Source organism: Cupriavidus sp. 8B, from assembly GCF_054589115.1.
The window spans coordinates 1-25,344 of the sequence record NZ_BAAILO010000446.1 but is presented as its reverse complement, the minus strand read 5'-3'; the positions used below and the strand labels follow the sequence as shown (position 1 = coordinate 25,344).

Annotated in this window: 25 protein-coding genes and 1 pseudogene; 1 reads left to right on the top strand and 25 read right to left on the bottom strand. The window is 59.1% G+C overall.

What is annotated here, in order from left to right; all coding sequences use genetic code 11:
• Positions 1 to 415: 415 nt before the first annotated feature.
• The 18 genes from ACYP5B_RS43360 to ACYP5B_RS43275 all read right to left on the bottom strand — a co-directional run bounded on the left by ACYP5B_RS43360 (position 416) and on the right by ACYP5B_RS43275 (position 19,841).
• Positions 416 to 1,012 (bottom strand): TetR/AcrR family transcriptional regulator, encoded by a 597-nt coding sequence (locus ACYP5B_RS43360; RefSeq protein WP_459573724.1) that lies wholly within the window; start codon positions 1,010 to 1,012, stop codon positions 416 to 418.
• A gap of 19 nt (positions 1,013 to 1,031) precedes the next feature.
• Positions 1,032 to 2,687, bottom strand: a complete 1,656-nt coding sequence (locus ACYP5B_RS43355; protein ID WP_459573729.1) for a cation/acetate symporter — start codon at positions 2,685 to 2,687, stop codon at positions 1,032 to 1,034.
• Between the two features lie 5 nt (positions 2,688 to 2,692).
• Positions 2,693 to 3,001 (bottom strand): DUF485 domain-containing protein, encoded by a 309-nt coding sequence (locus ACYP5B_RS43350; protein ID WP_459573722.1) that lies wholly within the window; start codon positions 2,999 to 3,001, stop codon positions 2,693 to 2,695.
• Between the two features lie 125 nt (positions 3,002 to 3,126).
• The gene (locus tag ACYP5B_RS43345) at positions 3,127 to 4,311 is read right to left on the bottom strand and encodes an acetyl-CoA C-acyltransferase (protein ID WP_459573721.1); all 1,185 of its coding nucleotides are present in this window, start codon (positions 4,309 to 4,311) and stop codon (positions 3,127 to 3,129) included.
• Positions 4,308 to 4,799 carry an acyl-CoA thioesterase gene (locus tag ACYP5B_RS43340; RefSeq protein WP_459573720.1) on the bottom strand — a complete coding sequence of 164 codons (492 nt, stop codon included), beginning with the start codon at positions 4,797 to 4,799 and terminating at the stop codon, positions 4,308 to 4,310. Before ACYP5B_RS43340 ends, ACYP5B_RS43345 begins: the two co-directional genes overlap by 4 nt.
• Before the next feature lie 52 nt (positions 4,800 to 4,851).
• Positions 4,852 to 6,303 carry an NAD-dependent succinate-semialdehyde dehydrogenase gene (locus tag ACYP5B_RS43335; RefSeq protein ID WP_459573727.1) on the bottom strand — a complete coding sequence of 484 codons (1,452 nt, stop codon included), beginning with the start codon at positions 6,301 to 6,303 and terminating at the stop codon, positions 4,852 to 4,854.
• A gap of 21 nt (positions 6,304 to 6,324) precedes the next feature.
• Positions 6,325 to 7,449 carry an iron-containing alcohol dehydrogenase gene (locus ACYP5B_RS43330; protein ID WP_459573718.1) on the bottom strand — a complete coding sequence of 375 codons (1,125 nt, stop codon included), beginning with the start codon at positions 7,447 to 7,449 and terminating at the stop codon, positions 6,325 to 6,327.
• Positions 7,450 to 7,464: 15 nt separating this feature from the next.
• Complete coding sequence (cofH, locus tag ACYP5B_RS43325) at positions 7,465 to 9,936, bottom strand: 5-amino-6-(D-ribitylamino)uracil--L-tyrosine 4-hydroxyphenyl transferase CofH (protein WP_459573717.1); 2,472 nt, start codon at positions 9,934 to 9,936, stop codon at positions 7,465 to 7,467.
• A gap of 13 nt (positions 9,937 to 9,949) precedes the next feature.
• The gene (gene cofC, locus ACYP5B_RS43320) at positions 9,950 to 10,618 is read right to left on the bottom strand and encodes a 2-phospho-L-lactate guanylyltransferase (protein ID WP_459573716.1); all 669 of its coding nucleotides are present in this window, start codon (positions 10,616 to 10,618) and stop codon (positions 9,950 to 9,952) included.
• Between the two features lie 9 nt (positions 10,619 to 10,627).
• Complete coding sequence (gene npdG / locus ACYP5B_RS43315) at positions 10,628 to 11,299, bottom strand: NADPH-dependent F420 reductase (protein WP_459573715.1); 672 nt, start codon at positions 11,297 to 11,299, stop codon at positions 10,628 to 10,630.
• A gap of 2 nt (positions 11,300 to 11,301) precedes the next feature.
• Entirely contained in the window at positions 11,302 to 12,216 is a 915-nt protein-coding gene (locus tag ACYP5B_RS43310) for an enoyl-CoA hydratase/isomerase family protein (protein WP_459573713.1), read from the bottom strand.
• A 26-nt stretch (positions 12,217 to 12,242) separates the two neighbouring features.
• Entirely contained in the window at positions 12,243 to 13,343 is a 1,101-nt protein-coding gene (locus tag ACYP5B_RS43305; protein WP_459573711.1) for a TIGR03617 family F420-dependent LLM class oxidoreductase, read from the bottom strand.
• A gap of 57 nt (positions 13,344 to 13,400) precedes the next feature.
• Positions 13,401 to 14,702 carry a phenylacetate--CoA ligase PaaK gene (gene paaK / locus ACYP5B_RS43300; protein WP_459573710.1) on the bottom strand — a complete coding sequence of 434 codons (1,302 nt, stop codon included), beginning with the start codon at positions 14,700 to 14,702 and terminating at the stop codon, positions 13,401 to 13,403.
• Between the two features lie 219 nt (positions 14,703 to 14,921).
• A complete protein-coding gene (locus tag ACYP5B_RS43295; RefSeq protein WP_459573708.1) occupies positions 14,922 to 15,965 on the bottom strand; it encodes an AraC family transcriptional regulator in 1,044 nt (347 codons plus the stop codon).
• A gap of 50 nt (positions 15,966 to 16,015) precedes the next feature.
• On the bottom strand, positions 16,016 to 17,017 hold the full coding sequence (locus ACYP5B_RS43290) for a 3-hydroxyacyl-CoA dehydrogenase family protein (RefSeq protein ID WP_459573725.1): 1,002 nt from the start codon (positions 17,015 to 17,017) through the stop codon (positions 16,016 to 16,018).
• Between the two features lie 149 nt (positions 17,018 to 17,166).
• Positions 17,167 to 18,108, bottom strand: coding sequence for a 2-phospho-L-lactate transferase (gene cofD, locus ACYP5B_RS43285; RefSeq protein WP_459573707.1), 942 nt, complete (start codon positions 18,106 to 18,108; stop codon positions 17,167 to 17,169).
• Positions 18,105 to 18,902, bottom strand: a complete 798-nt coding sequence (gene cofE, locus ACYP5B_RS43280) for a coenzyme F420-0:L-glutamate ligase (RefSeq protein ID WP_459573706.1) — start codon at positions 18,900 to 18,902, stop codon at positions 18,105 to 18,107. The genes cofD and cofE overlap by 4 nt, the downstream gene beginning before the upstream one ends.
• A 309-nt stretch (positions 18,903 to 19,211) precedes the next feature.
• A complete protein-coding gene (locus ACYP5B_RS43275) occupies positions 19,212 to 19,841 on the bottom strand; it encodes a LysE family translocator (RefSeq protein ID WP_459573705.1) in 630 nt (209 codons plus the stop codon).
• 185 nt (positions 19,842 to 20,026) lie between these two features.
• Between ACYP5B_RS43275 and ACYP5B_RS43270 the strand changes: the two genes are divergently transcribed.
• The gene (locus tag ACYP5B_RS43270) at positions 20,027 to 20,491 is read left to right on the top strand and encodes an Lrp/AsnC family transcriptional regulator (protein ID WP_459573704.1); all 465 of its coding nucleotides are present in this window, start codon (positions 20,027 to 20,029) and stop codon (positions 20,489 to 20,491) included.
• Positions 20,492 to 20,757: 266 nt separating this feature from the next.
• Here ACYP5B_RS43270 and ACYP5B_RS43265 read toward each other — a convergent pair whose 3' ends face one another.
• The 7 genes and pseudogenes from ACYP5B_RS43265 to ACYP5B_RS43235 form a co-directional block, all read right to left on the bottom strand.
• Positions 20,758 to 21,549 carry a PRTRC system ThiF family protein gene (locus tag ACYP5B_RS43265; RefSeq protein WP_459573703.1) on the bottom strand — a complete coding sequence of 264 codons (792 nt, stop codon included), beginning with the start codon at positions 21,547 to 21,549 and terminating at the stop codon, positions 20,758 to 20,760.
• Positions 21,549 to 22,184: a PRTRC system protein A gene (locus ACYP5B_RS43260; protein ID WP_459573702.1), complete on the bottom strand. Its 636-nt coding sequence runs from the start codon at positions 22,182 to 22,184 to the stop codon at positions 21,549 to 21,551. The genes ACYP5B_RS43265 and ACYP5B_RS43260 overlap by 1 nt, the downstream gene beginning before the upstream one ends.
• A gap of 2 nt (positions 22,185 to 22,186) precedes the next feature.
• The gene (locus ACYP5B_RS43255) at positions 22,187 to 22,909 is read right to left on the bottom strand and encodes a PRTRC system protein B (RefSeq protein ID WP_459573700.1); all 723 of its coding nucleotides are present in this window, start codon (positions 22,907 to 22,909) and stop codon (positions 22,187 to 22,189) included.
• A 7-nt stretch (positions 22,910 to 22,916) separates the two neighbouring features.
• Complete coding sequence (locus tag ACYP5B_RS43250; protein ID WP_459573699.1) at positions 22,917 to 24,047, bottom strand: PRTRC system protein F; 1,131 nt, start codon at positions 24,045 to 24,047, stop codon at positions 22,917 to 22,919.
• A 99-nt stretch (positions 24,048 to 24,146) separates the two neighbouring features.
• Positions 24,147 to 24,365 carry a PRTRC system protein C gene (locus tag ACYP5B_RS43245; protein ID WP_447430481.1) on the bottom strand — a complete coding sequence of 73 codons (219 nt, stop codon included), beginning with the start codon at positions 24,363 to 24,365 and terminating at the stop codon, positions 24,147 to 24,149.
• A 17-nt stretch (positions 24,366 to 24,382) separates the two neighbouring features.
• Entirely contained in the window at positions 24,383 to 24,847 is a 465-nt protein-coding gene (locus ACYP5B_RS43240; RefSeq protein WP_459573697.1) for a PRTRC system protein E, read from the bottom strand.
• Between the two features lie 56 nt (positions 24,848 to 24,903).
• Positions 24,904 to 25,344: pseudogene (locus ACYP5B_RS43235) on the bottom strand (PRTRC system ParB family protein); the annotation flags it as partial.

Here is a 25,344-nt window from a genome sequence, read left to right as displayed (position 1 = left end):
CAAGCAGGGCGGCGGCCGCTCAAATCTCCTTGCCTGTCAATACCTTGCGTTGATCAATCGCAGCTTTTTTGGGGCTGCTTAACTTGGGTGGATTGGTGCGCGGTGGGGTGCGCGAATGGCCGGTTGACTTCGATTTCCGCCGTTGAGTCGGCGTAAACTCGAACGGCGCAAATGGGTCGTCTTCTGCCCTACGGGGACCTGTCCGGGAGGAACACTCGGTTGTGTTCAGCGGCGGGCCGCATGCCAGTTTGCGTCACTCAACTTTTCAGCACTGATTCACTCAAGTCGCCCAGAAGCAGTCCGACTCGGCTGCTTGCAGGCTGACCAGTTTAGGCTGGAAAGCGGACACACGGCGAATGCTTGTTTGCGCATTTCCCACGCCCTATAGGATCCGCCATCCCGCGGGCGCTCTGCCTCATCCCAGGCCATTCTCGACAAGATCGATGACCTGATCCGCGAACTCAAGATAGCTAAGCGGTCCGCCTGGCCGTAACCACGTGAACGTCCAATTGATCATACCGAAGATCATCATCGCTACAGCAGTCTGATTCACCTTAGACGATGTCTGCGGATATGCTCGCTCGATCTGACGCGCGAGCTTCGTCACAATGGCCCGTTTCCGGCCGACAATCACTTGTCGCTGCGCATCTCCGAGGTATTTGAGATCGTTCAGCAGGGCGACATGCCTGCTGAATGACGCCTCATATTCCTTCAAGAATGCGCGAACGAGTTCTCCGAACGCGTCCCGACCACTTAGTTCCCGACGTTGAGACGCTCCCTCGATCTCAACGACAATGGACATCAGGCGACTGGTGTAACGGTCGAGCAGGTCGAACAGAATGGCCTCCTTGCTCTCGTAGTAGTGGTACAGGAGTGCTTTCGAGCTCTCGTTGGCGCTCGCAATCTCTGTCATCGACGTGCTCGGATAGCCTGACTCTGCAAACTTCGCCGCAGCGAGGTGCAGGATCTGCTCGCGCCGCGTCTCGTGGTCGACGGATCGGGTACGGGGCATGGTGACGATAGCTTCCCGCTCAGTGTTTCAGGTTTGCACTCGATGCTCCGATACCCGTCATCGACCTGACCAACTGGCCCAAGTAGCGCTGCCGCTCGCTGTCTGCCCGGCTTGAGCGATCTATGACGGAGAAGAGACAGGTGCTAATAAACGCCAGCGTCATGGAAAACAGTGCGGGATTGGCATAAGGAAAGATGGCCTTCTTGTTGTGAAGGATGTCGACCCAAACCGTCGGCCCGACGACAAGAAGGCCGATCGATGCCAACAAACCGGTAAGGCTTCCGAACACCGCCCCTTGGGTAGTCAATCCCCGCCAGTACATCGACAAGAACAGCACCGGGAAATTTACCGACGCCGAGATCGCCAGAACGAGTCCGGCGAGAAAAGCAATGTTCTGGTGCTCGAACAACACACCCAGCACAATCGCAATCGCCCCGATCACGAGCGTAGAGATCTTCGACACACGAATCTCTTCGCGTTCGCTCGCCTGCCCCTTCCGCAGTACCGTTGCGTAGAGATCGTGGGAGATGGCGGAAGCGCCGGAGAGGGCCAATCCCGCAACTACAGCCAATATCGTCGCGAACGCAACGGCCGAAATGAAACCGAGGAACAGATCGCCTGCGATCGCGCGAGACAGATGGAGCATTACCATATTGCTGCCGCCGATGAGTTTTCCGGTCGCATCGCGGTACACCGGATCCGCCCCAAGGATGACAATCGCTCCGAAGCCGAGCACCAGCACCAGAACGTAGAAGTAGCCAATCAGACCGGTCGCATAGAACACCGACTTGCGTGCGGCCTTTGCTCCATCGACCGTGAAGAACCGCATCAGGATGTGAGGCAGTCCCGCCGTCCCAAAGATCATGCCGATGCCCAGCGACAGGGCATCGACTGGGTTGGAGACTAGGCCACCCGGGCGCAGGATAGCCGCACCATTGGCGTGAGTCCTGACTGCCCCTGAGAACAGCGACTGGAAGCTGAATCCGAACTTGTTCAGTACCATGAATACCATAAATGTCGCCCCAGACAAGAGCAAAACGGCCTTGATGATTTGCACCCAAGTCGTCGCGAGCATCCCCCCGAACATGACATACATGACCATCAACACGCCGACAATTGCGACAGCCGACAGGTAGTTTGCATTGAACAGCAACTGGATGAGCTTTCCGGCCCCAACGATCTGGACGACGAGATACAGGACGGAGACGGTCAGGGCGCCAGTTGCCGCGACAATTCGCACCGGTGCCTGTGCGAGGCGGTAGGACACGACGTCCGCAATGGTGTACTTCCCCAAGTTCCTGAGGCGCTCGGCCACGACGAACAGAATCACCGGCCACCCCGCCACGATGCCCAGGGCGTACAAGAGCCCATCAAATCCCTTGTCAAAGATCATCGCGGAGATGCCGAGAAACGACGCGGCCGAGATCATATCCCCTGCGATCGCCAAACCATTCTGCAACGGGGAAATTCCGCCCCCGGCCGCGTAGAAGTCAGACGCGCTCTTCGTGCGCTTGCCAGCCCAGCGTGTAATCCCGAGGGTCACCATGACGAACAGGAGGAACATCGTGATAGCCGTCCAGTTCACGCCCCCCCCTAAAGTCGCCTCGGCCTGGATGGGAACCGCCGCACCGGCGCTGGAAGCCATCAGGAGCGAGGCAATGACAGCAAATGCCATCGAATTCATTTCTGGGTCTCCCGGATGAGGTTCGCGATGACGGGATCGAACTTCGCATTTGCATTCCACACATACAGTCCCGTGAGGATGATCGCCGCAAGGATGATCAATACTCCCCCAACGAGCCCGATGCTAAGCGCACCATCAAAGGCGCTCTTCGCCAGGACCTCCGGATAGAACGCCGCCGTAGAGATGAAGCCAAAGTACAGCCCGAGGATAACAATGGTCAGTACCAGGCTGAATGCGTTCTTTTTCCGCTTAAGCCTCTTGAAATCCGACGTTTCGTATAAAGCCATCAGATCGTGATCATTCACAGTCGCCTCCGTATTTATAGGTTTCAAAAAAACAGCCACCAACCACACGCCCACTACCCAACACCCGGATGAACCAATCAGGTCGTTTCGCGGCGCTATGGCACCAGGGCGCATATCAACGACGCTCAACAAACCTCGAAGAGAGCCGCTGCGCCCATCCCTCCCCCAATGCACATTGACACCACGACATAGCGAACACCGCGCCGCGCCCCCTCGATGAGCGCGTGCCCGACCAGCCGTGCACCGGTCATTCCATACGGATGCCCCACCGATATCGCCCCGCCATTCACATTGAAGCGCTCCGGATCGATTCCCAATTGATCCCGGCAATACATCGCCTGGCAAGCAAACGCTTCATTCAGTTCCCAGAGGCCGATGTCGTCCACTTTGAGCCCAAATCGGCGCAACAGCTTCGGCACCGCGTATACAGGACCGATGCCCATCTCTTCGGGCGCATTTCCCGCAATGGCGATGCCACGGTAGATGCCCAGCGGTGAAAGCCCGAGCCGCTCGGCCACGTCGGAACGTGCGAGCACGCACGCGCTCGCGCCATCGGAAAGCTGGCTGGCGTTCCCAGCGGTAACCGTGCCACCAGTCAGAACCGTCTTAAGGCCTGAGAGCTGTCCCATCGTCGTCTCAGGACGGCAACCCTCGTCCTTGACGATGTCAATGCCTTGAAGACGCGAGATGCCGGTATCTTTGTCGACCACCGCCGTTGCGGTGGAGATTGCACAGATTTCCCTGTCGAAATATCCGAGGTTCTGCGCGCACGCGGTACGCATCTGTGAAGACAACGCGTACTCATCCTGAGCATCACGCGTGATGCGGTATTTGCTTGCGACAAACTCGGCAGTTTGCAGCATAGGCATGTACGCATTGCGAACCGCTTTCACAGCAGCCGGGTCAGCTTCCTCGGCGGCCCAGTCGAAGTACCGTCCCTGGACCAGGGAAATGCTGTCCTGCCCCCCCGCCACCACGACTTCCATGCCATCGCAGAGGATCTGCTTTGCGCCGGTGCTGATCGCCACGAGCCCCGATGCGCATTGACGATCAACTGTCTGCGCCGATGCTTGCACCGGGATGCCCGCAGCAAACGATGCGAAGCGCGCGACATTGGATCCCGCAGTGCCGGCGCCAAGAACGGTTCCGACCACAACATCCTCGATGCGCTCCGCCTCAAGTCCGGAGCGGGCCACGGCATGCCTGATGGCGTGCGCCATCAGCGATGGAGACCTGGTGGCGTTCAAGCCACCACGAAAGGCCTTCCCAATTGGCGTGCGGGCCGTCGAAAGTACCACCACATCAGTCATACCGGCTCCAATCCAAGCGGGCTTCGAGTAACGGGAGGCGAGAACTCAGATCGCGCCTGCAACGCAGCAAGCGCCGCACGCATTCCCGGCGGAAGCGGCACCGATCTGCGTGTCTCCCGATCGACGTATACATGCACAAAATGGCCTTCCGCGGCAGCGGCTTCGCCGCCATCCGAAAAGAGCGCAATCTCGAATCGAACCGACGAGTTGCCGATTTTTCCGACGCGCATCCTGGCGTGGACCGGCTCCGGGAACGAGAGCGGACGGTGGTACTTACACACCGACTCCACGACCAGACCGATAACAGCACCCGCATGGATATCGAGCCCGGCTTGCTGAATCAGAAAGCGATTGACGACGGTATCGAAGTACGCGTAATAGACGACGTTGTTGACGTGTCCATAGACATCGTTGTCGTGCCATCGCGTTGTGATTGTGGTTTTGTAGGGGAAACTCGACGGCACTTCGCTGCTTGCCTTTTTCAACATTACAGCTCCGGTTTGTCCGCCAGGACCGAATCGCCCGGCGGTCGAGGGACGCTCAGCCTTCCAGGCCGGCAAAGAGGGAATACTTCATTTCCAGATACTCTTCGACACCGTGACGCGAGCCCTCGCGTCCCAGGCCGGATTCCTTGAATCCACCGAATGGAACGACCTCGGAGCTCACCAACCCCGAGTTGATCCCAACGATCCCATACTCGAGTGCCTCACTAACCCGGAACGCCCTGCCAAGATTCCGCGTGTAGAAATAGGCTGCCAGACCGAATTCGGTGTCGTTGGCTGAGGCGACCACTTCGGCCTCGTCCTGGAACCTTAAGAGCGCAGCCACGGGACCAAAGGTTTCCTCGTGAGCGATCAGCATGTCCGACGTGACATCTGCCAGAACAGTGGGCTCGAAGAAGTTGCCTCCCAGGCTATGCCTGCGGCCACCTGCAACGACCCTAGCCCCCTTGTCGCAGGCGTCTTCGATGTGCTCCTCCACTTTGGCAACAGCTTCGCCGTTGATCAGCGGCCCGTGCGTAACTCCTTCGCGCTCGCCAGGCCCGATCGTAAATCGTCCGACGGCTTCCGCCAGGTTGTCCGTGAACCGCTCATAAATTGCGTCCTGCACATAGATGCGATTGGCACAGACACATGTCTGGCCAACATTGCGGAACTTCGATTGCACTACGCCCTCTACCGCCGCATCCAGGTCCGCGTCATCGAAGACGATGAAAGGCGCGTTCCCTCCCAGTTCGAGCCCGACTCTCTTTACACCGTCGGAGGCCTGCTTCATCAGAACCTTGCCGATGTCCGTCGAGCCGGTGAAGGTCAGCACCCGCACAAACGGGTGACGCGTCAGCACTTCACCGATGGCCGCAGATGACCCGGTAATGACGTTCAGTACACCCGGCGGTACTCCAGCGTCCTCGGCAAGTTTCGCCAGTGCCAATGCCGTGAGCGGCGTCTCGGTGGCCGGCTTGACAACCACCGTACAACCGGCAGCCAGTGCGGGACCGCATTTGCGCGTGATCATTGCGGCCGGAAAGTTCCACGGTGTGATGGCGGAGACAACGCCGGCGGCCTGGCGGGTCACGATGATTCGCGTGTCCTTCCGGAAGCCGGGGATCGTCTCGCCGTAGATCCGCTTCGCTTCCTCAGCGAAGAATTCGATGAAACTCGCCGCATACTCGATCTCGCCGCGCGCTTCGGGTAGCGGCTTGCCCTGCTCCAGCGTCATCAGCAGAGCTAGGTCGTCCCGGTTCTCAACTATCAACTCGAACCACTTCCGCAATACCTGGGAACGCTCGCGTGCCGTACGCCTGGCCCATGCGGGAAATGCCGCGTGTGCGGCGCACACAGCCGTCTCGGCCTCTTCCGCTCCGAACCGGGGGACGGAACCGATCTCCTCATTCGTCGCTGGATTGCGTACGCTGATGGCTGGGTCGCCAAGCCATCTTCCATTGACGTAGCATTGGCGGCGAAGCAGTGACTTGTTGTTTAGCATCATGATCTGGTCAAGTTATTCCTAGGCTCAAAGGACGGCTTCGTAGAGGTGGAGAGCGTCTTCGTAGGTCACGTTTCTGGGGTTATTGATCAGCAGGCGCTGCTGCTGCATCGCGTCATTGGCGAGTAGCGGCAAGTCAATGGGGCGTATGCCGACCGCACTGAGAGAGGCTGGCAGGCCAGAGCCAACAAGCAGCTCATCCAGCGCTCGTTGCAGCCCCTTTGCGCCGCCGCCGTGCTTACCGAGATAGTCACCGAGTTCCGCATAGGCCTTCCCGGCGCTCCCCATATTGAAGTCCATGACGACACGCAGCATGAGAGCGTTCGACAGTCCGTGCGCGACGTGGTGACGGGCCCCCAGGGGATATGCGAGGGCATGCACGGCTCCAACTGGCGAGTTCGCGAATGCCATGCCCGCCAGACAGGCTCCAAGCAACATATTTGACCGTCCCTCAAGGTGCTCTGGCTGCGATAGGACGATCGGCAGGTTATCGACCAGCAAACGCAACGCCTCGCGCGCCAGAGCGTCGGAGAATGGATTCTTCTTAAGCTTCCCGGTGTATGCCTCTATTGCGTGGACCATTGCATCGATAGCCGTCGCCGCCGTGGCTGCGCGTGGCATGGTCAGCGTATTCAGCGGATCGAGGATTGCGATATCCGGCAGCAGTTGGGGGGCGACAATTCCCTTCTTCTCCCCACTGGACGAGGTTACGATGGCGATGGGCGTCACTTCCGATCCGGTTCCCGCGGTAGTGGGAACCAGCAACAATGGGAGCCGGTCACCCGCGGCTACGCTGACACCAAAGATAGTCTCAGGATCACAGGGCGACGCGAGTAGGTAGGCCACCAGCTTGGCCGTATCGAGCGTACTTCCGCCACCGATCCCAATGACGCAATCGACGCTGTCCGATGCTGCTTCCACGGCGGCATTCACCACTGCGACCGGTGGATCGGGTTCAACCTGGTCAAACACCGCTATATCAAGTCCGGCCCCTTTGAGTGCATCGATCATCGGGCCGACAATGCCGGCCCGCACGACACCGTGATCCGTGACGACCAGGATGCGCGAGTAGCCGCGTTCGATTAGCACGGGCGCCAGTTCGCAAGTGGCGCCCGCTTTCAAGATCACTCTTGGCGTTGTCAAAAAGTCCATCGAACCCCTACCCCTTTAGCTGATTGATTCTTCCACTCTGGCGTCCACATTCACCTTCCTCCGTCGGACCGGGGGCGGTGTCACGATTGCCATCACCGGCGCTGCTCCGAAAGACGCCGCGCGCCGCTCTGGTGACGATCGACCGTACGCCGTGGTTCGCTGTAGCGGTTCGCGCCCAGTCTCGACGATCCAACGCTCAAGCGTTTCCGGAGATGCCTCCTGTCCATGGACCGCGCCAGCGGCCCGGGTGATCGACTCATTCATCAGCGTCCCCCCGAGATCATTGGCACCGGCGTCGAGGCAACGATTCGTGCCTTCCCGCCCGAGCTTGACCCAGGACGTCTGGATATTTGTGATGTAAGGATTGAGCGTCAGTCGCGCCACCGCATGCATGAGGACAGCTTCACGGAAGGTGGGACCAGGTCTTGCCCGTCCCTTCCTGTAGATTGGCGCTTCAGGAGCCACGAACGGCAGCGGCACGAACTCGGTAAAGCCGCCGGTTCGCTGCTGAAGCGCCCGAATCGCCAGCAGGTGACGCGCCCAATGCACCGGCCGGTCAACGTGACCGAACATGATCGTCGCCGTTGTCTTCAGGCCGACTCGATGCGCCGTCTCGATGATGTCGATCCATAGTTTTGTGGTCAGCTTGTCCGGACAGATGATTTCCCTGACCTCGTCGTCCAGAACCTCCGCTGCAGTACCCGGCAGGGTGTTCAGTCCGGCAACCTTGAGCTCCTGTAGAAATGCCTCCACAGACAAGCCGAGAGTTGTGGCACCTTGATGCACCTCCAGTGGGGAAAACGCATGGATGTGCATCTCCGGCACCGCATCCTTAACGGTCCGGCAGATCTCGAGATACTTCGCACCGGTATAGTCCGGGTGAATGCCCCCCTGCATGCAGACTTCCGTCGCGCCGCGCTTCCAAGCTTCCCGAGTCCGCCGGGCGATTTCACTCATTGGGACGTCATAAGGCTTGCCGCGGAGCTCTTCGTTGCTCTTTCCTTTCGAGAATGCACAGAACTTGCATCCGAAGCTGCAAACGTTGGTGTAGTTGATGTTGCGCGTCACGACGTAACTGACCGCTTCGCCGTTCACAGCCATCCTCAAGTCATCGGCGCGTGCACAGACATAGGCGAGGTCATCGCCGCGCGCTTCAAACAGCCTCACAACGTCCGATTCGGCAAGGTCAAGGCCTGCGTAGCACTTCTCAACGATCGCTTTGATCTCGCGGGACGGTTTCTGATTTCCGGACGCTGCCAGCATCGCGATGTCCGCCGCTGACGGCGGAGTCGCGCCTCCTGCCATCCACTCCGATTCCCGTGCGAGGCCGTGAGCGTCCTGGTGCTTCAGGAGCGCCGCGTGCAAGCGAGCGTCAGCCCAGGTATCGAGGTGCTCAAGGAATCGTGGATAGATGGTCAGGCGCGGCACGAGCACCTTCCCCGCCGCCCCCGTCTGCTTAGCGAGGCTTTCCAGATGCGGCCAGGGGGCTTCGGGATTGACGTGGTCCGGTGTCAGAGGAGACACCCCGCCCCAGTCATTGATTCCGGCGTTCAATAGCGCACGAAGGGCCTGCGGGCTAAGGTTCGGAGGGGCCTGCACGCTCACCGATGAGTCAAACACCAGGCGAGCGAGAGCCACCGCCCGCAGGAACTCGTCCTCCACGGCGTCACGATGAAGCGCCATCTTCGTGCCTGGCTTAGCACGAAAATTCTGGACGATGATTTCCTGAATGTTCCCGTAACGATCATGAATGGCGCGAAGCGCGAGCAGAGAGTCGATGCGCTCTTCCAACGTTTCACCAATGCCGACCAGGATTCCGCTGGTGGTTGCGATCTTCTGCTCGCCTGCCAGGCGCAGTGTCGCCAGGCGCGCCTCCGGATGCTTGTCCAGAGAGCCGTGGTGGGGCATGCCGGGCTCGCACAGCCTGGCCGACGAGGACTCGAGCATGATGCCGATGGATGGACAGGCAGGACGAATCAGGGCCAACTCATCGGCAGTCAGTGTTCCCAGATTCGCGTGCGGCAGTAGACCGGTCTCCTCAACGATCCGCCGGGCCAAGTGCGCCACGTAGTGGACGGTCGACGCAAAGCCGCGCTCGGCCAGCCATTGCTTCGCAACGTCATAGCGCAACTCTGGTCGCTCGCCAAGGGTCAGCAGGACTTCCTTGCAGCCGGCGGCTTTCCCCGCCTTCGCGACGGCAATGACTTCCGATTCCGCCATGTAGGGCGAGGCCACTTGCCGCGGAGTCTTGGCAAACGTGCAGTAGTGACAGACATCGCGGCACAGTCGCGTGACAGGAACGAAGACCTTCTTCGAATATGTGACTACGTCGGAGAAGCCGGCATCACGTACCATGCACGCTGCTGCTGCAAGTTCCTCCGTGCTGAACCTGCTCAGGGCGAACAATTCCGTCCTGGACAGGCAATGGCCATTGATCACAAGCCGGGCTAGCGCGATAGAACGCGCATAAGGTTTCTTGGCTTCCATTACATACTCCGATCTAAGACACCCCTAGAGCCAAGCTGCTCAGCAGGGAAACAACGGGAGGAATCCTGGACAGCGGGACTTCCTCTATAGCACGCAAGACGCAGGCGATATCCTCGTATGTGTCGAGATCAAGGGATAGCGTGGCCGACGACAAGCGCCTGAAAGCCACCCCGCTATCCCGCGCAGCAAGTTCGTGGTGGTAAGCGCTGGATCTTCCGTACGCACAGCCGACGGCCGACACCGGCCGGCACAGACGAACATTGGTTCCGTGGCCGAACCGATCCGACACCAGGCTAATCTGTCTGGGCCGCCCTGCCTGATGCGCCTCGATGACTCTCTGCAACGCTTCCGTTGTGAACAACGGAAGGTCGGAATGCACGACACACGCATCCTGTGCGCCGCCAACGGCAATCCGCTCCAGCGCGGCGGAAACCGATCCATTCAGATCAGACGCGGTCGGGTGTTCGAGAAGGAGGTCATAACCATAGCCGCGAATCGTCGGAAGCAATGCCGGCTCTGCGGTGACAATAGTCACGCGACGGACCGAGAGAGTCCGCGCCAATTCGCGCATTACCCATTCCGCCATCAGTCGACACAGCTCTCGCCGGAGGTCGGGGCATACGCGGTCAGCCAACCGTTGCTTTCCTAATGAAAAGCGCTTGATCGGGACGATGACCTCCATTTTCGTCTCCTAGGCGACGCCAGCAATCCGAATGCCTGCCTGGCATTTGAACTGCCGATTGATTGTGATCAGCACCGAGGTCAACGCCTCCGCAGCGATGGAGTTCGCAAGACCGCCGCCGTGGATCGCACGCATGCCCGCGTCCTCAACCAACGACGACACGACAGGGAGCATGTCCTTGTCCTCGCCAAAAACCAGAACATCGCAATCCAGAGTCTCCATCGATCGCAGCTTTTCCGCGGCAACATTGTGGAAGGCGGAGAAGACCTTCACGCCATCACCGAGCGTGGCCTTGGCCGATACCGCCGCCGCGCCCATCTCGGGGATGCGCACCGTGCCAACCTTCGGCGGCACTAGCGGCACGGTCGTATCGATCACGACCTTCCCCTGGACGGCGTCACGGATCGACTCGAGCGTGCTCTTTTGCTGTTCGAACGGTACGGCAACGGCGATGATATTCGCGTCCCTCGCCACGTCGGCGTTCAAGCCAGCGGAGATATGCAACGGGCCACTCGAGCGCTTTTCCCCGGATTCGATGAGAGCTCGGCAAGTTTCTTGCGCGCCTTCCAGGCGTCTGGAACCAATCAGCACATGGTGACCGGCAGCGGCCCAGCGAGCCGCCAGACCGGAGCCAAGCGCGCCGGTGCCCCCGACAATCGCGACTTTCAAATGTGTCTTCATGGTCAGACCTTGATCAGGTGTCGCTCTTTTGCGCGATTTGCCAGAAAGAATTGGCTAATGCGCTGCTTAGCGTTATCGGAAATCACGAGCCGAACGAAGGCGATAGTCTCTTCCGCCAGCGCCTCATCAACGTCGACTGACGAAGCGAGACGTGCGATGTCAAGAATCTCCGTGATGGCCTGGTTGTTCTTTGCAGCTTCGGCGTACTCCCTCTCCACGAGTTGAACGGCCAGGCTTTCGGCCTGCTCGGATTTCTCGTAATAGAGAACGCGCGGCTTCGCATCCCACGGCTGAATCTGCGGAGTCGCCCCAAGGATCCAGCTACGGGACTTCTCGATCATCTCCTCGGGAGTTTGCGCAATCTCATCCACCAAGCCTTGCTCCCATGCGGTCTGGACGTCAACCTTCTTGCCACCAAGCAGGTATGGAAGCGCCCCGGACAGCCCCAATAAATACGACAGCCGGATGACTCCGCCCGCCGCGGGGAGAATGCCGAATTCGACTTCAGGAAGGCCGATCTGTGTCCGCGCATTGCGCAGCACGATCCGGTGATGACATGCAAGGCACAACTCGTAGCCTCCGCCCAGTGCCGTCCCATTGATCGCCGCAACTACCGGACACGGCAGCTTCTCGAGGCGTCGGAAGTAGCTCTTCAGTGTGTCAAAATGGTCGGTGAGAAAAGCCTCCTGACCCGCCTCGGCGCGCAACATGAGTGACAGGTCACCACCGGCAAAGAATGTCGGCTTCCCCGACGTAACGATCACCCCGCGGAGCGTGTGAGCCTGCGACTCAAGGCGAACCATCAGTTCTTCCATCGCGGCCATGAACTCTTCATTCATGACATTGACCTTCCCCGTCATGTCGAAGACTACTGTCGCAATCCGATCCGCATCGATACTTAGTGAGTATGCAGACATAGATATCCTCTCTGTCTTTCGAAACCTCAGGCGTTCTGGCCGAGGATGGTCGAACGCGCCGCGGCCTCGCTGTCCGCCTTGATGTCATGCACAAGCTGCGCGAGCGCGTCGAATTCCATGTCATTGCGAACTGGAATCGAGAATTCGGAGTTCGTCACGACCTTGCCGAAGCGCTCGACCAACTTCCTTCCGACCTTGTCATAAGTGCCTATGACGGCGAATTGATCAAGAACCTCATCGGAGATCAGTGCGGGGAGATCTTCCCAGCGTTGGGCGCGCGATAGCAGCTTGGCTTCGGCAACCAAGTCCTGCAAGCCAAGATGCTCGAAGGCGCCCACGTAGGCCGGCGTCGAGGCGTAGAAGGCAATGCGTGCCCGTGCGTCCCGGATCTTCGGCTGCAGTTGCTCTTCGTCCGGTGCCGCGGCCACCAACGGTTTCATGCTGACGCTGAAGTTGTTGAGACTGCGACCACTCTTTTCCGCACCTTCACGCACTGCAGGCAGCATGACTTGCTCGATATACGAAGGCGTGCAAACCGGATGCGGGCGGATGCCATCAGCCACTTCACCTGCAACCTTGCACATCACGGGGTTCACGGCGGCCACGTGAATCGGGATGTTGGGGTTCTCCAGCGGACCCGGGTTGAACAGCGGCACCATCAGATCCATCCTGTAGTACTCGCCTTCGAACTTAAGCGGAACACCGTTCTGCCAGCAATCCCAGACCGCACGGACGGCCTGGATGTACTCGCGCATCCAGGGCCCGGCGGGATGCGCTTGCATGCCGTAGCGACGCTCTATGTGAGCACGAACCTGCGGGCCGAGGCCGAGCGTGAAGCGCCCGTGGGAGAGCTTCTGGATCGTCCAGGCACTCAACGCCATGTTCGTGGGGCTGCGCGGAAAGGCAATCGCGACGGCGGTCCCGATGTTCAGGGTCTTCGTCGCTTGCGCAGCCAGTGCCATGATCACGAAGGGATCGTCCTTGGTCTCTTCGGTCATCAGACCGTCATAGCCAAGCTTCTCCACGATCTGTGCATCATGAGCAACCGAGTGCAGATCCAGGGGCTTGTCAGGCGCACGCAAGCCCGGGTCGACCTTGCCCAGGGGCAGGAGGGTTTCAACTTTCATTTTCTTCTCCGAATGGGAATTGAAATAGGTGAAATGAACGGCGACCAAAGGCGCTGTTCAGAGCTTGCGGCGATCAACGGTGCGGATAGCCTTGCCCTGGGAACGCTCGATGCCTCCCGGCTCTCTGAGCGCAATACGGGTTGAGATTCCAACAAAGGTTTTGATCTTTCGGGAGAGTTCCGAAATGACGGCCTCGCGATCAATGACCCTGCCGGGGGTAACCTCGGCATAAATCGTGACGTTGTCGAGCGTGCCCTCACGCGTGATCTCGATTTGGTAATGTCCGGAGAGATCTGCAATCGTGAGAATCTGTTCCTCCAACTGCGAGGGAAATACGTTCACGCCGCGGATGATCAGCATGTCATCTGACCGTCCCGTCAGCCGCGCCAGCCGTCGCATCGCTCTCGCCGTACCCGGAAGAAGCCGAGTGAGATCTCGCGTTCGATAGCGGATGATCGGAAGCGCTTCCTTTGTCAGTGACGTCAGGACCAGTTCGCCTTCGCTGCCCTCCGGTAACACCTCCCCTGTCTCGGGATCGACGATTTCCGGATAGAAATGGTCTTCCCACAGGGTGGGTCCGTCTTCGGTTTCGATGCATTCCGCCGCCACACCAGGTCCCATGACCTCCGATATGCCGTAGTAGTCCAGAGCGCGGATGTTGAGTCGTGCGTTGATCTGCTTACGCATCGCCTCGGTCCATGGCTCTGCCCCGACCAGCGCTGCCCGCAGCGCCAGTTGCCCCGGGTCGATCCCTTGTCGCTCCACTTCGTCAATGATCGTGAGCAGGTACGACGGTGTCGCCATGATTAGCGTGGGTTGCAGATCCAGCAGGAGCCGTGCTTGCTTCTCGGTCTGCCCGCCGGAGACGGGAATGACGGTGCAGCCCAGCTTCTCCGCACCATAGTGCGAACCGATCCCCCCCGTGAACAGGCCGTAGTTGAAGGCGTTATGGACGATATCGCCGCGCCTTCCGCCTGCGGCACGGAGGCATCGGGCGACAATGTCCGCCCATGTCGCAATGTCCCTTGCTGTGTAACCGACTACCGCCGGCTTGCCGGTTGTACCACTGGAAGCGTGGATACGTGCCACACGGTCCATCGGCACAGCGAACATCCCGAAGGGATAGCCGTCTCGGAAATCTTGCTTGACGCTGAATGGAAAGTGGCGCAGGTCCGAAAGCGTCTTCAGTTCTTCGGGGTGGACACCTGCCGCCTTGCATTTCTTCCGATAGAGGCGGACGTTGTCGTACGTATGCTGCAGCGACCACTTGAGACGCTCCAACTGCAAATTCCGAAGCTCATCGATACTGATCGCTTCGACCGCGTCGAGCGGCTCTCGATCCCGATTCTTTTCATTCACTTGACTGTCCCCTTATGCTGCCTGACGAAGTCCCGATCAATTGAAGGACGACGATGAAACTAGAGATTACAGATCAAGATCTGATCATTGCAGGACAGAAAGTTCCAATAAAAATCACCAAATCGATCATCAGCTCGAATTCTTTAACCTATCAGAAGAAAATAAAAAGCCACCCTTAATGGATGGCCTGCAATCTTCAGCTTGCTCGGATGACAGTCGTTATAGATTCTGTTCGACGGCGACCCCTGAAATGTGTTGTCTAAACCTTTCTCGGTACCGAATAGGACTCAATCCAGTCCAATCACGAAACGCCCTCGTGAATGCGCGCGTCTCCGAATAGCCAAGAAGCTCAGCTATTTCACTGACGGAGTTCGCCCCCTTCAATAACTTCTGTACCGCCAGGTCCCGGCGAATGTTCTCGATGATTGCGCGGTAGGAGGTCGCTTCCTGCTGCAGCTTTCTCCGTAACGTTGGCTCCGTCATATTGAACTGCATGGCGACGTCGACGAAATCAGGAAACTCGAGAGGAAGGCGTCGTTCCTTGAGCAGGAAGGTCCTTACCCGTCTTGCATAGCTCGTCACATCAGCAGGTATTGTCATGAAGCCCAAGGGGGCGACCGACAGAAACTGCTTGAGCTCCTGTTTTGTGCGCACGATGGGCAACTTGAGGTGCAATCGATCGAAAACCAAGCTCGTATATGCCGCATCGAACTCGTAGTCACACGGGAACATGTACTTGAACTCGTCGAAGTACGTCTCGGGCTTCGGATACGAAAAAGTCGCGAAATTCAGAGGGGCGGGAATTCCACCCATCCATCCAATCAAGCGATACCAGATCGATAGAAGGAACTCAACGAGATAATGATTCGGATCGAGTTCCGGGCGCCTTAGGTACAGTCTTAGTTCGACCTCTCTATCTTTGACATCCAGCGAGAACGTCACCTGGTCCGTAACCAGGTCGTAGAAGAGAACGCTTTTGGTCAGCGCCTGTTCGAGGGAATCCTCCGTAATGATGCAATGGCACATCAATGCGAAGATCCCAGTCTTGCAGGGTCGCTCGGTAAGTCCCACGAATTCATCATTCAGTCCGATCCAGACCAGTTGAACCAGCCGTGCGAGGTCTTCCGATCTCCCGCGCCATAGCGGGTCGTCAATCTGTTCGCCAGTGAGTCCGACTTGGGCCATCAGCCAAGCAGCATCAAGACCGCGGCGCTTCGCCCCGCGAATCGTTTCGTGAAAATAGTGAGAACATGACGTTGACATAATGACGGAGCCTCTCCTGCCACTGCTGTACTCAGTGTCGATCCCGCCGCCTATACCTTCCATCCGTAGCCGCTTCGCATGGCCGTATGGATCGCCTGGATATCGACATCGCTTCTCTCACAGAAGTCCCGCACGTAGCCGTCGAGCTTCAAGCACACCGTCCGCTTGAACTCTGCGATCCGTTCCCGGCTGCCGACTTCGTGTTGGGTACTTGCTACCGCATCGGGCACTGGCTCATAACAATCGGTGCGAAGGTTCAGACTACTGCGTGCCCTGCCAAACTCGTCATAGTCATAGAAACCCGTCCCGGTCGCGCTACCGAGCCGCCCGGCATCAATCATGCGCTGAAACAGAGCACTGCTCTGCATCTGGTAGTTGTGGATGTCATCGGCGCTGTCGAGTTGCGCCCCCATCGTTCGCAGGATGTCCCCGAATACTTCAAGCCCGATCAGGTCAATCAATCCAAACGCACCAGTTCGCGGCACATTGCATGCTTCCCGCAATGCGGCATCCGCCTCGTGGACAGGGATGCCAAGTCGAATAGCCTCGGTCGCGGACATTGCAGCCCAGTACATGCCTATTCGGTTCGCAATGAAGCCGCCGGTATCCGGCGCGAACAGCACCGTTCGCTTCAGATCCTCCCGGCAGATATCTTCCAACAGCGTGCGGATCCGCTCTGGCACAGCTTGGCTGAAGACAAGTTCGATGAGTGGTAGCCTCTCAACCGGCACAAAAAAATGTGTCACGGCGAAGTGGTTCTGGAAGCGCTGGCCAAAGACCCCAGTGAGTTCTCTGGTCGTGTAGACGGACTCATCGGTCGTAACCACACAAGTTGGCTTCCTGACTGCCTCGATGTAACGAAATAGCGCTTGCTTTTTCTCCAGGGGGAACCAAGACGCCTCAAAAATCCAGTCGGCATCGCCCAGAGCCTCCACGCCCTCCTGCAACGAGGCGTAGCAAACGACATCCCTAGACCAACTCGGGCGCGTGACTCGAGCACTCCTGAGGCCGCTGTTCACCTCCCTGGTCAAAGTTGGACTCAAGACAGGCATAACGAGAGAGGGCTCATAGCCTGCGGTCAGTAGCAAGCCACAGACCCCTACCGCGACCGCACTATCTCCAATGATTGCCACTTTCGTTGATTGGCGTGGCGTGTTCTTCATCTAGTTGCTCCGTTCTCTCACGTATTGATCGCGCTGCGCTAGGCGAAATGCGCGTCCATGATGTCGATGCAGGTCTGAGCGACGCTTCGACGATCGTGCGCATTCGACATTAGGATGTTGGCCACTCTCCGCTGGGACGAACAATCCCAAGGGTTTCCAGCATCATCAGGGGCAACCACAAAGTAGTCGACAAGTTGCCCGTAGTAGCGAGCCACAGCCTCTGCGCTCGCGCCCATGCCGAGTTCCTGCAAGATCTTGGCCGCCGGGCCCTTCACTGCAGCGCCGTTTATGATTGGCGACACGGCAATTACCGGAACGGTCAGGAGTTTGATAGTGGACCGAATCCGCGGCAACGCAAGGATCGGGCCTATACTCAGCACAGGGTTGGATGGCGCAATAACAATGCAGCCGAGCTGTGGATCTTCGAGTGCGGACCGAAACTCGGGCGTCGGAACTGCGTCATCCGCACCTTCATAGTCAATCCCTGTAACCCTCGGTTCGCACCGCATTCGGACGAAGTAGTCTTGGAACGCGTATCGCTCCTCCCCGGACTCGACCCATGTGTTGACTCGCCCCTCCGTCATGGGGAGGATCCTGTGCCGCACACCCAGCCGGCTGGCAACTTCCGCAGTCACGCTCTCAAGCGAGTCGCCATTGGCCAGCCTTATGCTGCGATGCAGATGCAATGCAATGTCGCGATCGCCGAGCTGAAACCAGGCCTCCGGGCCGAGTTGCCGCAGGGCATCCATGCAGTTCCAGGTCTCGTCGGTGCGGCCCCAGCCACGCTCGGACGAGGCAAGTCCGGCGAGCATGTAGAGAACACTGTCGAGGTCCGGACATATCTTGAGCCCCAGATGCCTGAAGTCGTCGCCTGTGTTCACCACGATGGTCAGATCATCCGGCGGAACGACTTGCGCCATACCTTCGGCCAGCTTGGCCCCGCCTACACCCCCACTCAGAAGAAGAATCTTTCTGCTCATTGGAACAAGTCTTCGTTTCGCGAGCGTACAAGAGCACTAGCATTGCTAGCTTGGACGAGCAGGCCGCTACCGCGCACGACGACGATCGGTGCGCCCTCAGATGACTGGCCCATCAGCAGCGACGCTGCCGCGGCCAGTTCATCGCCTACACCCACAATCGTTGTTTCCAGCGTCCTGCCAAAGAGGTCCGGTTTTCCACGCAGGTCCGCCACCGTTCGGACACCATATGCGCCAATGCAGGCGCCGCAGGTGCCGATCCGCCATGCACGTCCCCAGCTATCGATGATGGCGACCCCTAGCATTGCACCCGTTTCCTCTCTCAGGCGCAGGCAATACCTTTCTGCGCTTTGATCTGGCTTCTCGGGTAACAGCAGCACCCAGTCGCCGTCCCGCGGACCGGAGACATTCGAGTGGTCGACCCCAGCGTTCGCAACCACAAAGCCCAGTTTGTGGCGGACGATGATCAGCCCTGGTACGCAGCGGACCACCTCGCTGGACTCACTCAATATGACTTCCACCAGGCGCGCATCCTTGTGAGAGATTGTGGCAAGGTCTTGTGCACGACGTGATGGACGGACATCGTCCAGATTCACCAGCCGATTTTCCGCTTTCGAAACAATCTTCTGCGCAAATACGATGATGTCGCCATCGATGAACTGATGCATCTCTTGCTTTGCCGACGCTACGACGGCCATGACCAAGTCCATACCGGGAACAACAAGTGGAATATCGCCGGGTGCCCACAGCGAAAGCTCGCGGGAGACCCGCTTGCCAAAATTTGGTGCTTCCTTCATGCATTAACTCCCGCTTCCTTCATGCATTAACTCCCGAATGACTCTTGCCACGACGAGCTCGGCAAGTATGGGCTGGTCGGGACATTTCCCAACGTCAGATTTACGGCAATGAGATGGGGCTTTGAAGCGCTCCGCAGCGTACCCACCGGTTTGGAGAAAAATGTAAGCGGGATACCGGAATAGGAGGAGGACCGAAAATTGCGGCGAAGGTAACCGAAACGCTCACCGGGCTTGCTACTCGCGACAAAGCCGCTTGGTCGTTTTCTACAGCGATCTCGCCTGCACCGGCAATGCGCTTGCCAAATGCACTCAGTTACGCGACTCAAACGCCAGCTTCAGTCCCAGCCCTATCATTACGACACCGCTTGTTCGGTGCATCCTCGTGAGAAAGCGGGGATTCTGGCGAAACCAGTTCGAGAGCAACCCCGCGAACACTGCCACCGGACCTTTGACAAGAAATGTCAAGCAAGCAAAGGCGAGGCCTAGCATGAAGACAGAAAGCGTTGGATGCGTCGCGTCGGCGGAAACGAACTGCGGCAGAAAAGCCAGATAGAAGAGCGCAATCTTGGGATTCGACACATTGGATAGCGCACCCTGTGTGAAGGCACGCAGCGCTGACTCGGAAGCGCCGTGGCTGTGCGACAGCGCAAACTCGCCCGATGAACGAAACAGCGAAATGCCCAAGCACAACAGGTAGAGCGCGCCGACCAATTTCAGCCCGGTGAACACCCATTCGGATGCCTGGAGCAGCGCGCCCAAGCCCAGAGTCGCGAGCATTGTGTGGACCGTCAACCCGACGCTAACGCCTGCCGCGGTGACAATGCCGGAGCGGGTTCCTTTGGAGAGCGCGCGGGACATCACGAGGACCATGTCCTGTCCCGGTGTAAGAATGATGAGAAGGGAAGTCGCCACGAATGGCAGCCATGATATGTGCTGCATAATCAACTCCTGAGTGGGGCGGGGCCACCGGCGAGCGGCGCTTTTTGCGACGTCGGCATGTTTTGCAGGCGGCCCCGCGTAGTCAAATTATGGACATACCGCGGTGGAGAATGGCTGCGTTTTTGGCTACCCTCGATGTGGATATTGGAGTTATTATCTACGAATAGACACTATCATAGTCAGATATGACAGCTAAGCTTGACGCGATCGACAAGCGTATCCTGCGCGCCCTTCAATGCGACTCGAACCAGACGAATGCTGAGCTCGCGGAGCAAGCTGGGCTCTCCGCAACACCCTGCCTGCGCCGAGTTCACCTGCTCGAAGAACAAGGCGTCATTGCCGGCTACGTCGCACTGCTGAACCCTGCAGCCGTCGATTTGAAATTTACTGCTTTTGTCCGAGTCACCTTGGAGCGTCAGGACAAGGCGACGGTGGAGCACTTCGCACGGGAAATCGAAAATGCGTCCGAAGTGCTCGAGTGCCATCTAATGGCGGGGAGCTATGACTACCTTCTGCGCGTCATCGCAAAAGATCTCGATGACTATCAGCGCTTTCAGATGGAGATACTTACGAAGATCGAAGGGGTACGCAATGTGGAAACCGAGATCCCACTCAAGCGGATCAAGCAGACCACCCACCTGCCGATTTAGACTGTTCTGGACTCATTAGCGGTCGCTCCCGAAGATGAAGGGGAGTGGTGATTGTCGTCCATTGGATCCATCCCCGGCTACGCTGTCGACTGACCGAGAAGGGTCGAACGCGGCCATCCGCCTCACTCTTGCGCGCCAGCCTGGCAGCGTGACGCTCCCGAACCCGCAATTCGCAGATCACCCCCAAAAAAAAATGCCCCCAAGAAGCGCGGAGGCTTCTGGGGGGCGGTTTTCAAGCATGCGCCCGGTCGGACGACCGGGACGATTCATTTCTTTGCTCGCTTACGTGCCGCGGGCTGCTTTGGCTCGTAACCAAATCGGGCCCAGGCCGCTGGATCAACGGGCAAAGGATTGGTGCGCCCAGCTTCCAGGTTCACAAACACGCCGGAATACTTCAGCGTGCCGGTCCGAAAGAGCGCCCACAGCAAATTGAAGGCTTGGACGCCGATCGCCTGATTGATGACCAGCGATTGCTTGCGCAGTGCGTCGGCCATCGAACAGGAAGGCGCCGTGTCTGCCTTGTCTCCCTTGGGATTCAAGAGATCGGGGAAAAGGTCGCCCACATGAGGAAGGCGTTGAGCGATCTTGCTGCCCACCTGCCCCAGGATCACCTGGCCCTTGTCGGTCTCATTGCCACAGTCCAGGTAGTAACCGCCGCTGCCACGACTGACCGCACCCAGAATGGCCTTGCGAGCCGCGCGGGTATCCACACAGCCCACCGCGAGATCGCAGTCCAGTCGGTCCGTACTGGCGATCCGCCGCGTCTGGGCAACCCAGCGGGTACCCATGAGCGCATTGAGGCGGTTCACCAGCAGCGTCGCCTTGAATTGGCCAACGTCGTTTGGATAGAAGCCTTGCCGGCCAACGTTCGTCTCGCTGACCGTGTCGTCATCGAAGACGATGCACTCGATGCCGCCCGGGTGCCCCAGTTCCAGCATGGCGTGATGCAGCCTTGCCAGATTGGGCAGTAGAGCGCTGCCGGTACCGCCGGCGCCAACCACCACGACGCGCCACGAGTCTTCGAGCATGGAATCGGGAATGCGGTGGGTGAACGTCATCAACCTGCCCTCCTCGTTGCTGCATACCAGTCACTCGGGACCCTCTCACTCTCCTCGAAGATCCCTTTCGCACTAAGACGCAGCGCGAGCGAGGGAACGTCCGCGCCACAGTTGCCAATCACGAACGCAAACTTCACGTCGTGCATGTCGTCCCTGTCGTCTTGCGACGAGAAGAACGCCGGCAGGGCACCGTGAGAGTGGCAGTCCAACACCAGGAACTCGTCGGCGGCCAGCGCGGGGCGGTCGTACTCAAGGTGTCCGCATCCTTGCGATCGGATGATCACGGGCGCAAGACGGAAGTCCCGGCTTGCCGTGTTCCACACAACCCAGGCGCCGGTCTCGTTGGGCATCGCTGCCCTCGCCATCTCCGCGAACGCGCCGATCAAGTGAACAGGAATCTTCCCGCAGCGCAGGTACGTGGTTTCGGCAACCAGGCCATATGGCACGGCTGTCTTAACGTGGTACTTGCCGATCTGCCGGACGAGCCGCAGCCACGGCCGCGACACTTCCAGAAACATACCGTCTTCGGCGGCCAGTAGCCGCTCGCCGGCGCCTTCCATCGGCGCCAGGTCACCGAAACGCGGAACCATCACGGTGGGAAACGATTGCTGCAATGTGCTATCCATAGGATGCATGACTATTCTCCAATAGTCCCGGCAATCAGATTGCCGAGAGTCTTTTTCATAGGAATGAGCGTGTGCTTCGGATAGGAAGGGAACTTCCCATCCAGCATGTCGCGCCAGAACGCAAATACACCGTCTTGGTAGTCCACCCGCTTACCGCCGTGATTGGGATGGGTGAAGGCCGACGAGAAGAAGGCTTCTTCCCAGCCGGCGATCGACGCCACATCAATCTGCTTCGGTACATGTGCGGAACCGATGCAAATCTTTCCCAGATCCCACGTGTTGAAGTAAGGCGGCTCATACAGCACCGTCCCCGGCGTGGGCCGCTCGTCTTGCATCAAAGCGAACACGCGAAAGCCAGAGGCGTATGCCTGGAAAACCAGACCAGGGTGCGGGACCACGGCGCTACGCTCGCCAAGCTCTTCGCACGAGAAGAACACGCGCCGCTGTGCCGGCGGGTACCACCACGTGATGGCATGTGGCCCGATGGACAGAACGTTCGGCGTTAGAAACTCACCTTTTGGCAGCGCTTCTTCCGCAACCTGGCGGACCGCGTGTATCAGTGCGCGCCGGTTGAGGGGCACGCCTGCCCCAATGACGGGGCGCCCCGTCTGCTCATCCGTCACGATCTGGTGTGCGGTGGCATACGAGAATTCCCCGGCCTGGCGGCCATAAAGCAAAATGGCCCCTTGCAGGGCCACCTCATGGGACTGACTTCCAACCACAATTCCGGCCATAGGCCTCCTATTCGGATATCAAGGTGAGGACGCGGTCGAGTGCCGCGATGATTTCAAACATGCAGGCCAGTTCCTTGAACTGCCGGCGAATGGCCTTTGGCTCGCTTGCTACAGGGATCAGCACTTGGTAAGTCGTGCAGTCTCCGGCGTTGCTCAGGCATTCAAAGTGGTCGTCAAGAATTTCTCCGACCCAGTGGCCAGACCACATCGCAATGGTTGCCGCGGAGTACGCGGGCTCGGCCCATTGGGAGGTCTTGAGGATGCGGTAGCGGGAGCACCGCGCCAGGACTATCTGCAGATTGACCAGTTCGCGACAAATTCGCCGGGGCAAGCCCCGAGTGCGCACCGCCAGCGATGCCAGTTCCGAGCGCCGCAGCCGCCTGACGCGGTTACGCTTATCGAGCCGCCGGCCCTTGGGAACGACGTCGTCCGGGGCGAGCAGCGGCAACACGTTGGTCGGCAGATAGCGCTCGATATCGCTATCCCCTTCGCCGAACCGCTCCTCAAGGAACGCCCTCGCTTCTTCGTCGCTCATTCTGGCGTCGTAATCCCAGTGCCACCGAGCGAACATTTCCGCCAGTTCATCCGGGGTGCGAATAAACAGCGAGCGGCTTGCGGCCGTACTGACCAGATTCATCGCCGTATAGAGCAATGAGGGGTGTGCCCGCCGCATGACGTCGGCACGCTCCCCGATCTCGAACAGCTGTTCGCAGGGCAACTCGATCGCCAGGTACAGCGGCGCTTCGAGGTTGTCATCCCAGCCGAACTGTTCGACCTGCTCCCTCGCGGCAACTTGGTCCAGCAGAGCAAATGTGAAGTTCAACCGCTTGCAACTGGGGGTGCGCCTGCGCAGCCACGCGAACATGGCCTGCGCGAAGGCATCCCCTGCGCTGACCGCGCTCTTCACATCACGCGCCGCGAGTATGCCGACTTCGAACTGGGCCTGGATGGTCTCCAGGCCGTCCGGTCCTTCGTCATGTCGCAGCTTGCCGCCCGCGGGGATATCGGCTGGCAGCGTCGGTAGTGTCAAAAAACCATTGGCAGATCGACGTCGGGCAGCGGGATGCTGTCGCGATGGCGTCCACCCGGGGACGTCCGAAAGGACGCCGTCATCAAAGGTGCAAGGATCGAACAGCACGATGCCATCTCCGGAGAGTTAAAAAAAACCGCCCCTTCGGGCGGCTTCGTGGAGGAAAGGCCAAAGTCCGGACTGGACAGGGCCTTCATTAAGTCACGCTTACGCATGGCAACCCTTGGCGCCGGCGGCGCGGACGAACTTGTAGCGCGCGGTATCGCCGTTGTGCTCGGGCCCATCCACCGTAGCGGTGGTCAGTTCCGGGTACTGGGCGGTGTACATGTCGCGCACCTGGTCCGGCGTGAATGCCGAGCCAGGGTCCGGCAGCGTCATGCCGTTGTACGTGAACTCGCGGGTCAATTGCTGGACGGTCAGGCTCATATTGCGTCTCCTTTCCGTTACAGCAGATCGGCCAGATTGGTACCGGCCGGCGCGGCAGACGATGGTGTGGTTGTGACCGGAGCCTGGCCACTACCGTCATCGTCAACCGGCGCGCTGCCAGCAGACTCCTCGTCGTCGTCATCGTTCGACGGCGAAGTCGGTGCGACCTTACCGTTGGCCTTCGTCAGCGCTTTCTGTGCCTTGGCAGTTTGGGCGCTGGCCGCAGCCTTCAGGATGGAAGCGGTAGCCTCCACCTGCTCGGCGAGCGAGCGGTGCGTCACCGACACCGAAGCGATGGCCTGGGCGAAGCCCTCATCGAGCTCCGCCGGCGAGGCGGTGAGCGCGAGAGGCGTTGCCAACGCCGCATCTGCGGCCTTGGAAACTACCGGCGCGACAACCACTGCCATCACGTCGCCCTTCATGGACAGCGTGAGCACAACCTTGTCGCACGCGGCGACGAGTGGAACAAGTTCCTGAAACATGGGTAGATCCTTAGAAGATGGGATAAGAGAATGGAAAGCTGGCCGCGGCGTGGCGGTCAGAAGCAAAGGACTTTAGGCAGCTTGCCCGCGTAGTCGAAACCTTCGACGTTGAGGAGTGCCTCGATCAGTTCCGGCTTGGACTTATTGAAGACCTTGGCGAAGTTGTCACCGAGTGCTTTACGAATGCCAAGCTCATCGGCAAGTACCTTCATCTCGGACTTGGTCAGCAGTTCCAGGAAGTCCTTGGATTTCTGCAGCGTCCAGTGCTGGCGCAGGTCCAGCTTGTGGTACTTGCACAGCGTCACGAGGTTCCGTACGTCAAGGCCCTCGATTGCCGCGACGGTCAGGCCGATGGTCAGTTGCTGGCGCTTGTCGGCAGCCAGCTCTTCCACCGTGGTCAAGTTCTTCTCGAGGTCCGTGACAGACGCTTTGTCGTCCGCCAGCTTCTCGTAGATCTTGCCCATGACAACCGCGCCAATGTCGCGGGAAAGCCCGGA

Bases quoted from the DNA above. Each gene is read 5' to 3' on its own strand.
- ACYP5B_RS43355 (WP_459573729.1), bottom strand. From the start codon at position 2,687: ATGGCATTTGCTGTCATTGCCTCGCTCCTGATGGCTTCCAGCGCCGGT.
- ACYP5B_RS43265 (WP_459573703.1), bottom strand. From the start codon at position 21,549: ATGACGTTCACCCACCGCATTCCCGATTCCATGCTCGAAGACTCGTGG.
- cofD (WP_459573707.1), bottom strand. From the start codon at position 18,108: ATGAGCAGAAAGATTCTTCTTCTGAGTGGGGGTGTAGGCGGGGCCAAG.
- ACYP5B_RS43330 (WP_459573718.1), bottom strand. From the start codon at position 7,449: ATGGACTTTTTGACAACGCCAAGAGTGATCTTGAAAGCGGGCGCCACT.
- ACYP5B_RS43240 (WP_459573697.1), bottom strand. From the start codon at position 24,847: ATGTTTCAGGAACTTGTTCCACTCGTCGCCGCGTGCGACAAGGTTGTG.
- ACYP5B_RS43360 (WP_459573724.1), bottom strand. From the start codon at position 1,012: ATGCCCCGTACCCGATCCGTCGACCACGAGACGCGGCGCGAGCAGATC.
- ACYP5B_RS43310 (WP_459573713.1), bottom strand. From the start codon at position 12,216: ATGTCTGCATACTCACTAAGTATCGATGCGGATCGGATTGCGACAGTA.
- cofE (WP_459573706.1), bottom strand. From the start codon at position 18,902: ATGAAGGAAGCACCAAATTTTGGCAAGCGGGTCTCCCGCGAGCTTTCG.
- ACYP5B_RS43275 (WP_459573705.1), bottom strand. From the start codon at position 19,841: ATGCAGCACATATCATGGCTGCCATTCGTGGCGACTTCCCTTCTCATC.
- ACYP5B_RS43270 (WP_459573704.1), top strand. From the start codon at position 20,027: ATGACAGCTAAGCTTGACGCGATCGACAAGCGTATCCTGCGCGCCCTT.
- ACYP5B_RS43260 (WP_459573702.1), bottom strand. From the start codon at position 22,184: ATGCATCCTATGGATAGCACATTGCAGCAATCGTTTCCCACCGTGATG.
- ACYP5B_RS43345 (WP_459573721.1), bottom strand. From the start codon at position 4,311: ATGACTGATGTGGTGGTACTTTCGACGGCCCGCACGCCAATTGGGAAG.
- ACYP5B_RS43255 (WP_459573700.1), bottom strand. From the start codon at position 22,909: ATGGCCGGAATTGTGGTTGGAAGTCAGTCCCATGAGGTGGCCCTGCAA.
- ACYP5B_RS43245 (WP_447430481.1), bottom strand. From the start codon at position 24,365: ATGAGCCTGACCGTCCAGCAATTGACCCGCGAGTTCACGTACAACGGC.
- cofC (WP_459573716.1), bottom strand. From the start codon at position 10,618: ATGGAGGTCATCGTCCCGATCAAGCGCTTTTCATTAGGAAAGCAACGG.
- ACYP5B_RS43295 (WP_459573708.1), bottom strand. From the start codon at position 15,965: ATGTCAACGTCATGTTCTCACTATTTTCACGAAACGATTCGCGGGGCG.
- ACYP5B_RS43305 (WP_459573711.1), bottom strand. From the start codon at position 13,343: ATGAAAGTTGAAACCCTCCTGCCCCTGGGCAAGGTCGACCCGGGCTTG.
- ACYP5B_RS43340 (WP_459573720.1), bottom strand. From the start codon at position 4,799: ATGTTGAAAAAGGCAAGCAGCGAAGTGCCGTCGAGTTTCCCCTACAAA.
- npdG (WP_459573715.1), bottom strand. From the start codon at position 11,299: ATGAAGACACATTTGAAAGTCGCGATTGTCGGGGGCACCGGCGCGCTT.
- ACYP5B_RS43290 (WP_459573725.1), bottom strand. From the start codon at position 17,017: ATGCCTGTCTTGAGTCCAACTTTGACCAGGGAGGTGAACAGCGGCCTC.
- cofH (WP_459573717.1), bottom strand. From the start codon at position 9,936: ATGGAAGCCAAGAAACCTTATGCGCGTTCTATCGCGCTAGCCCGGCTT.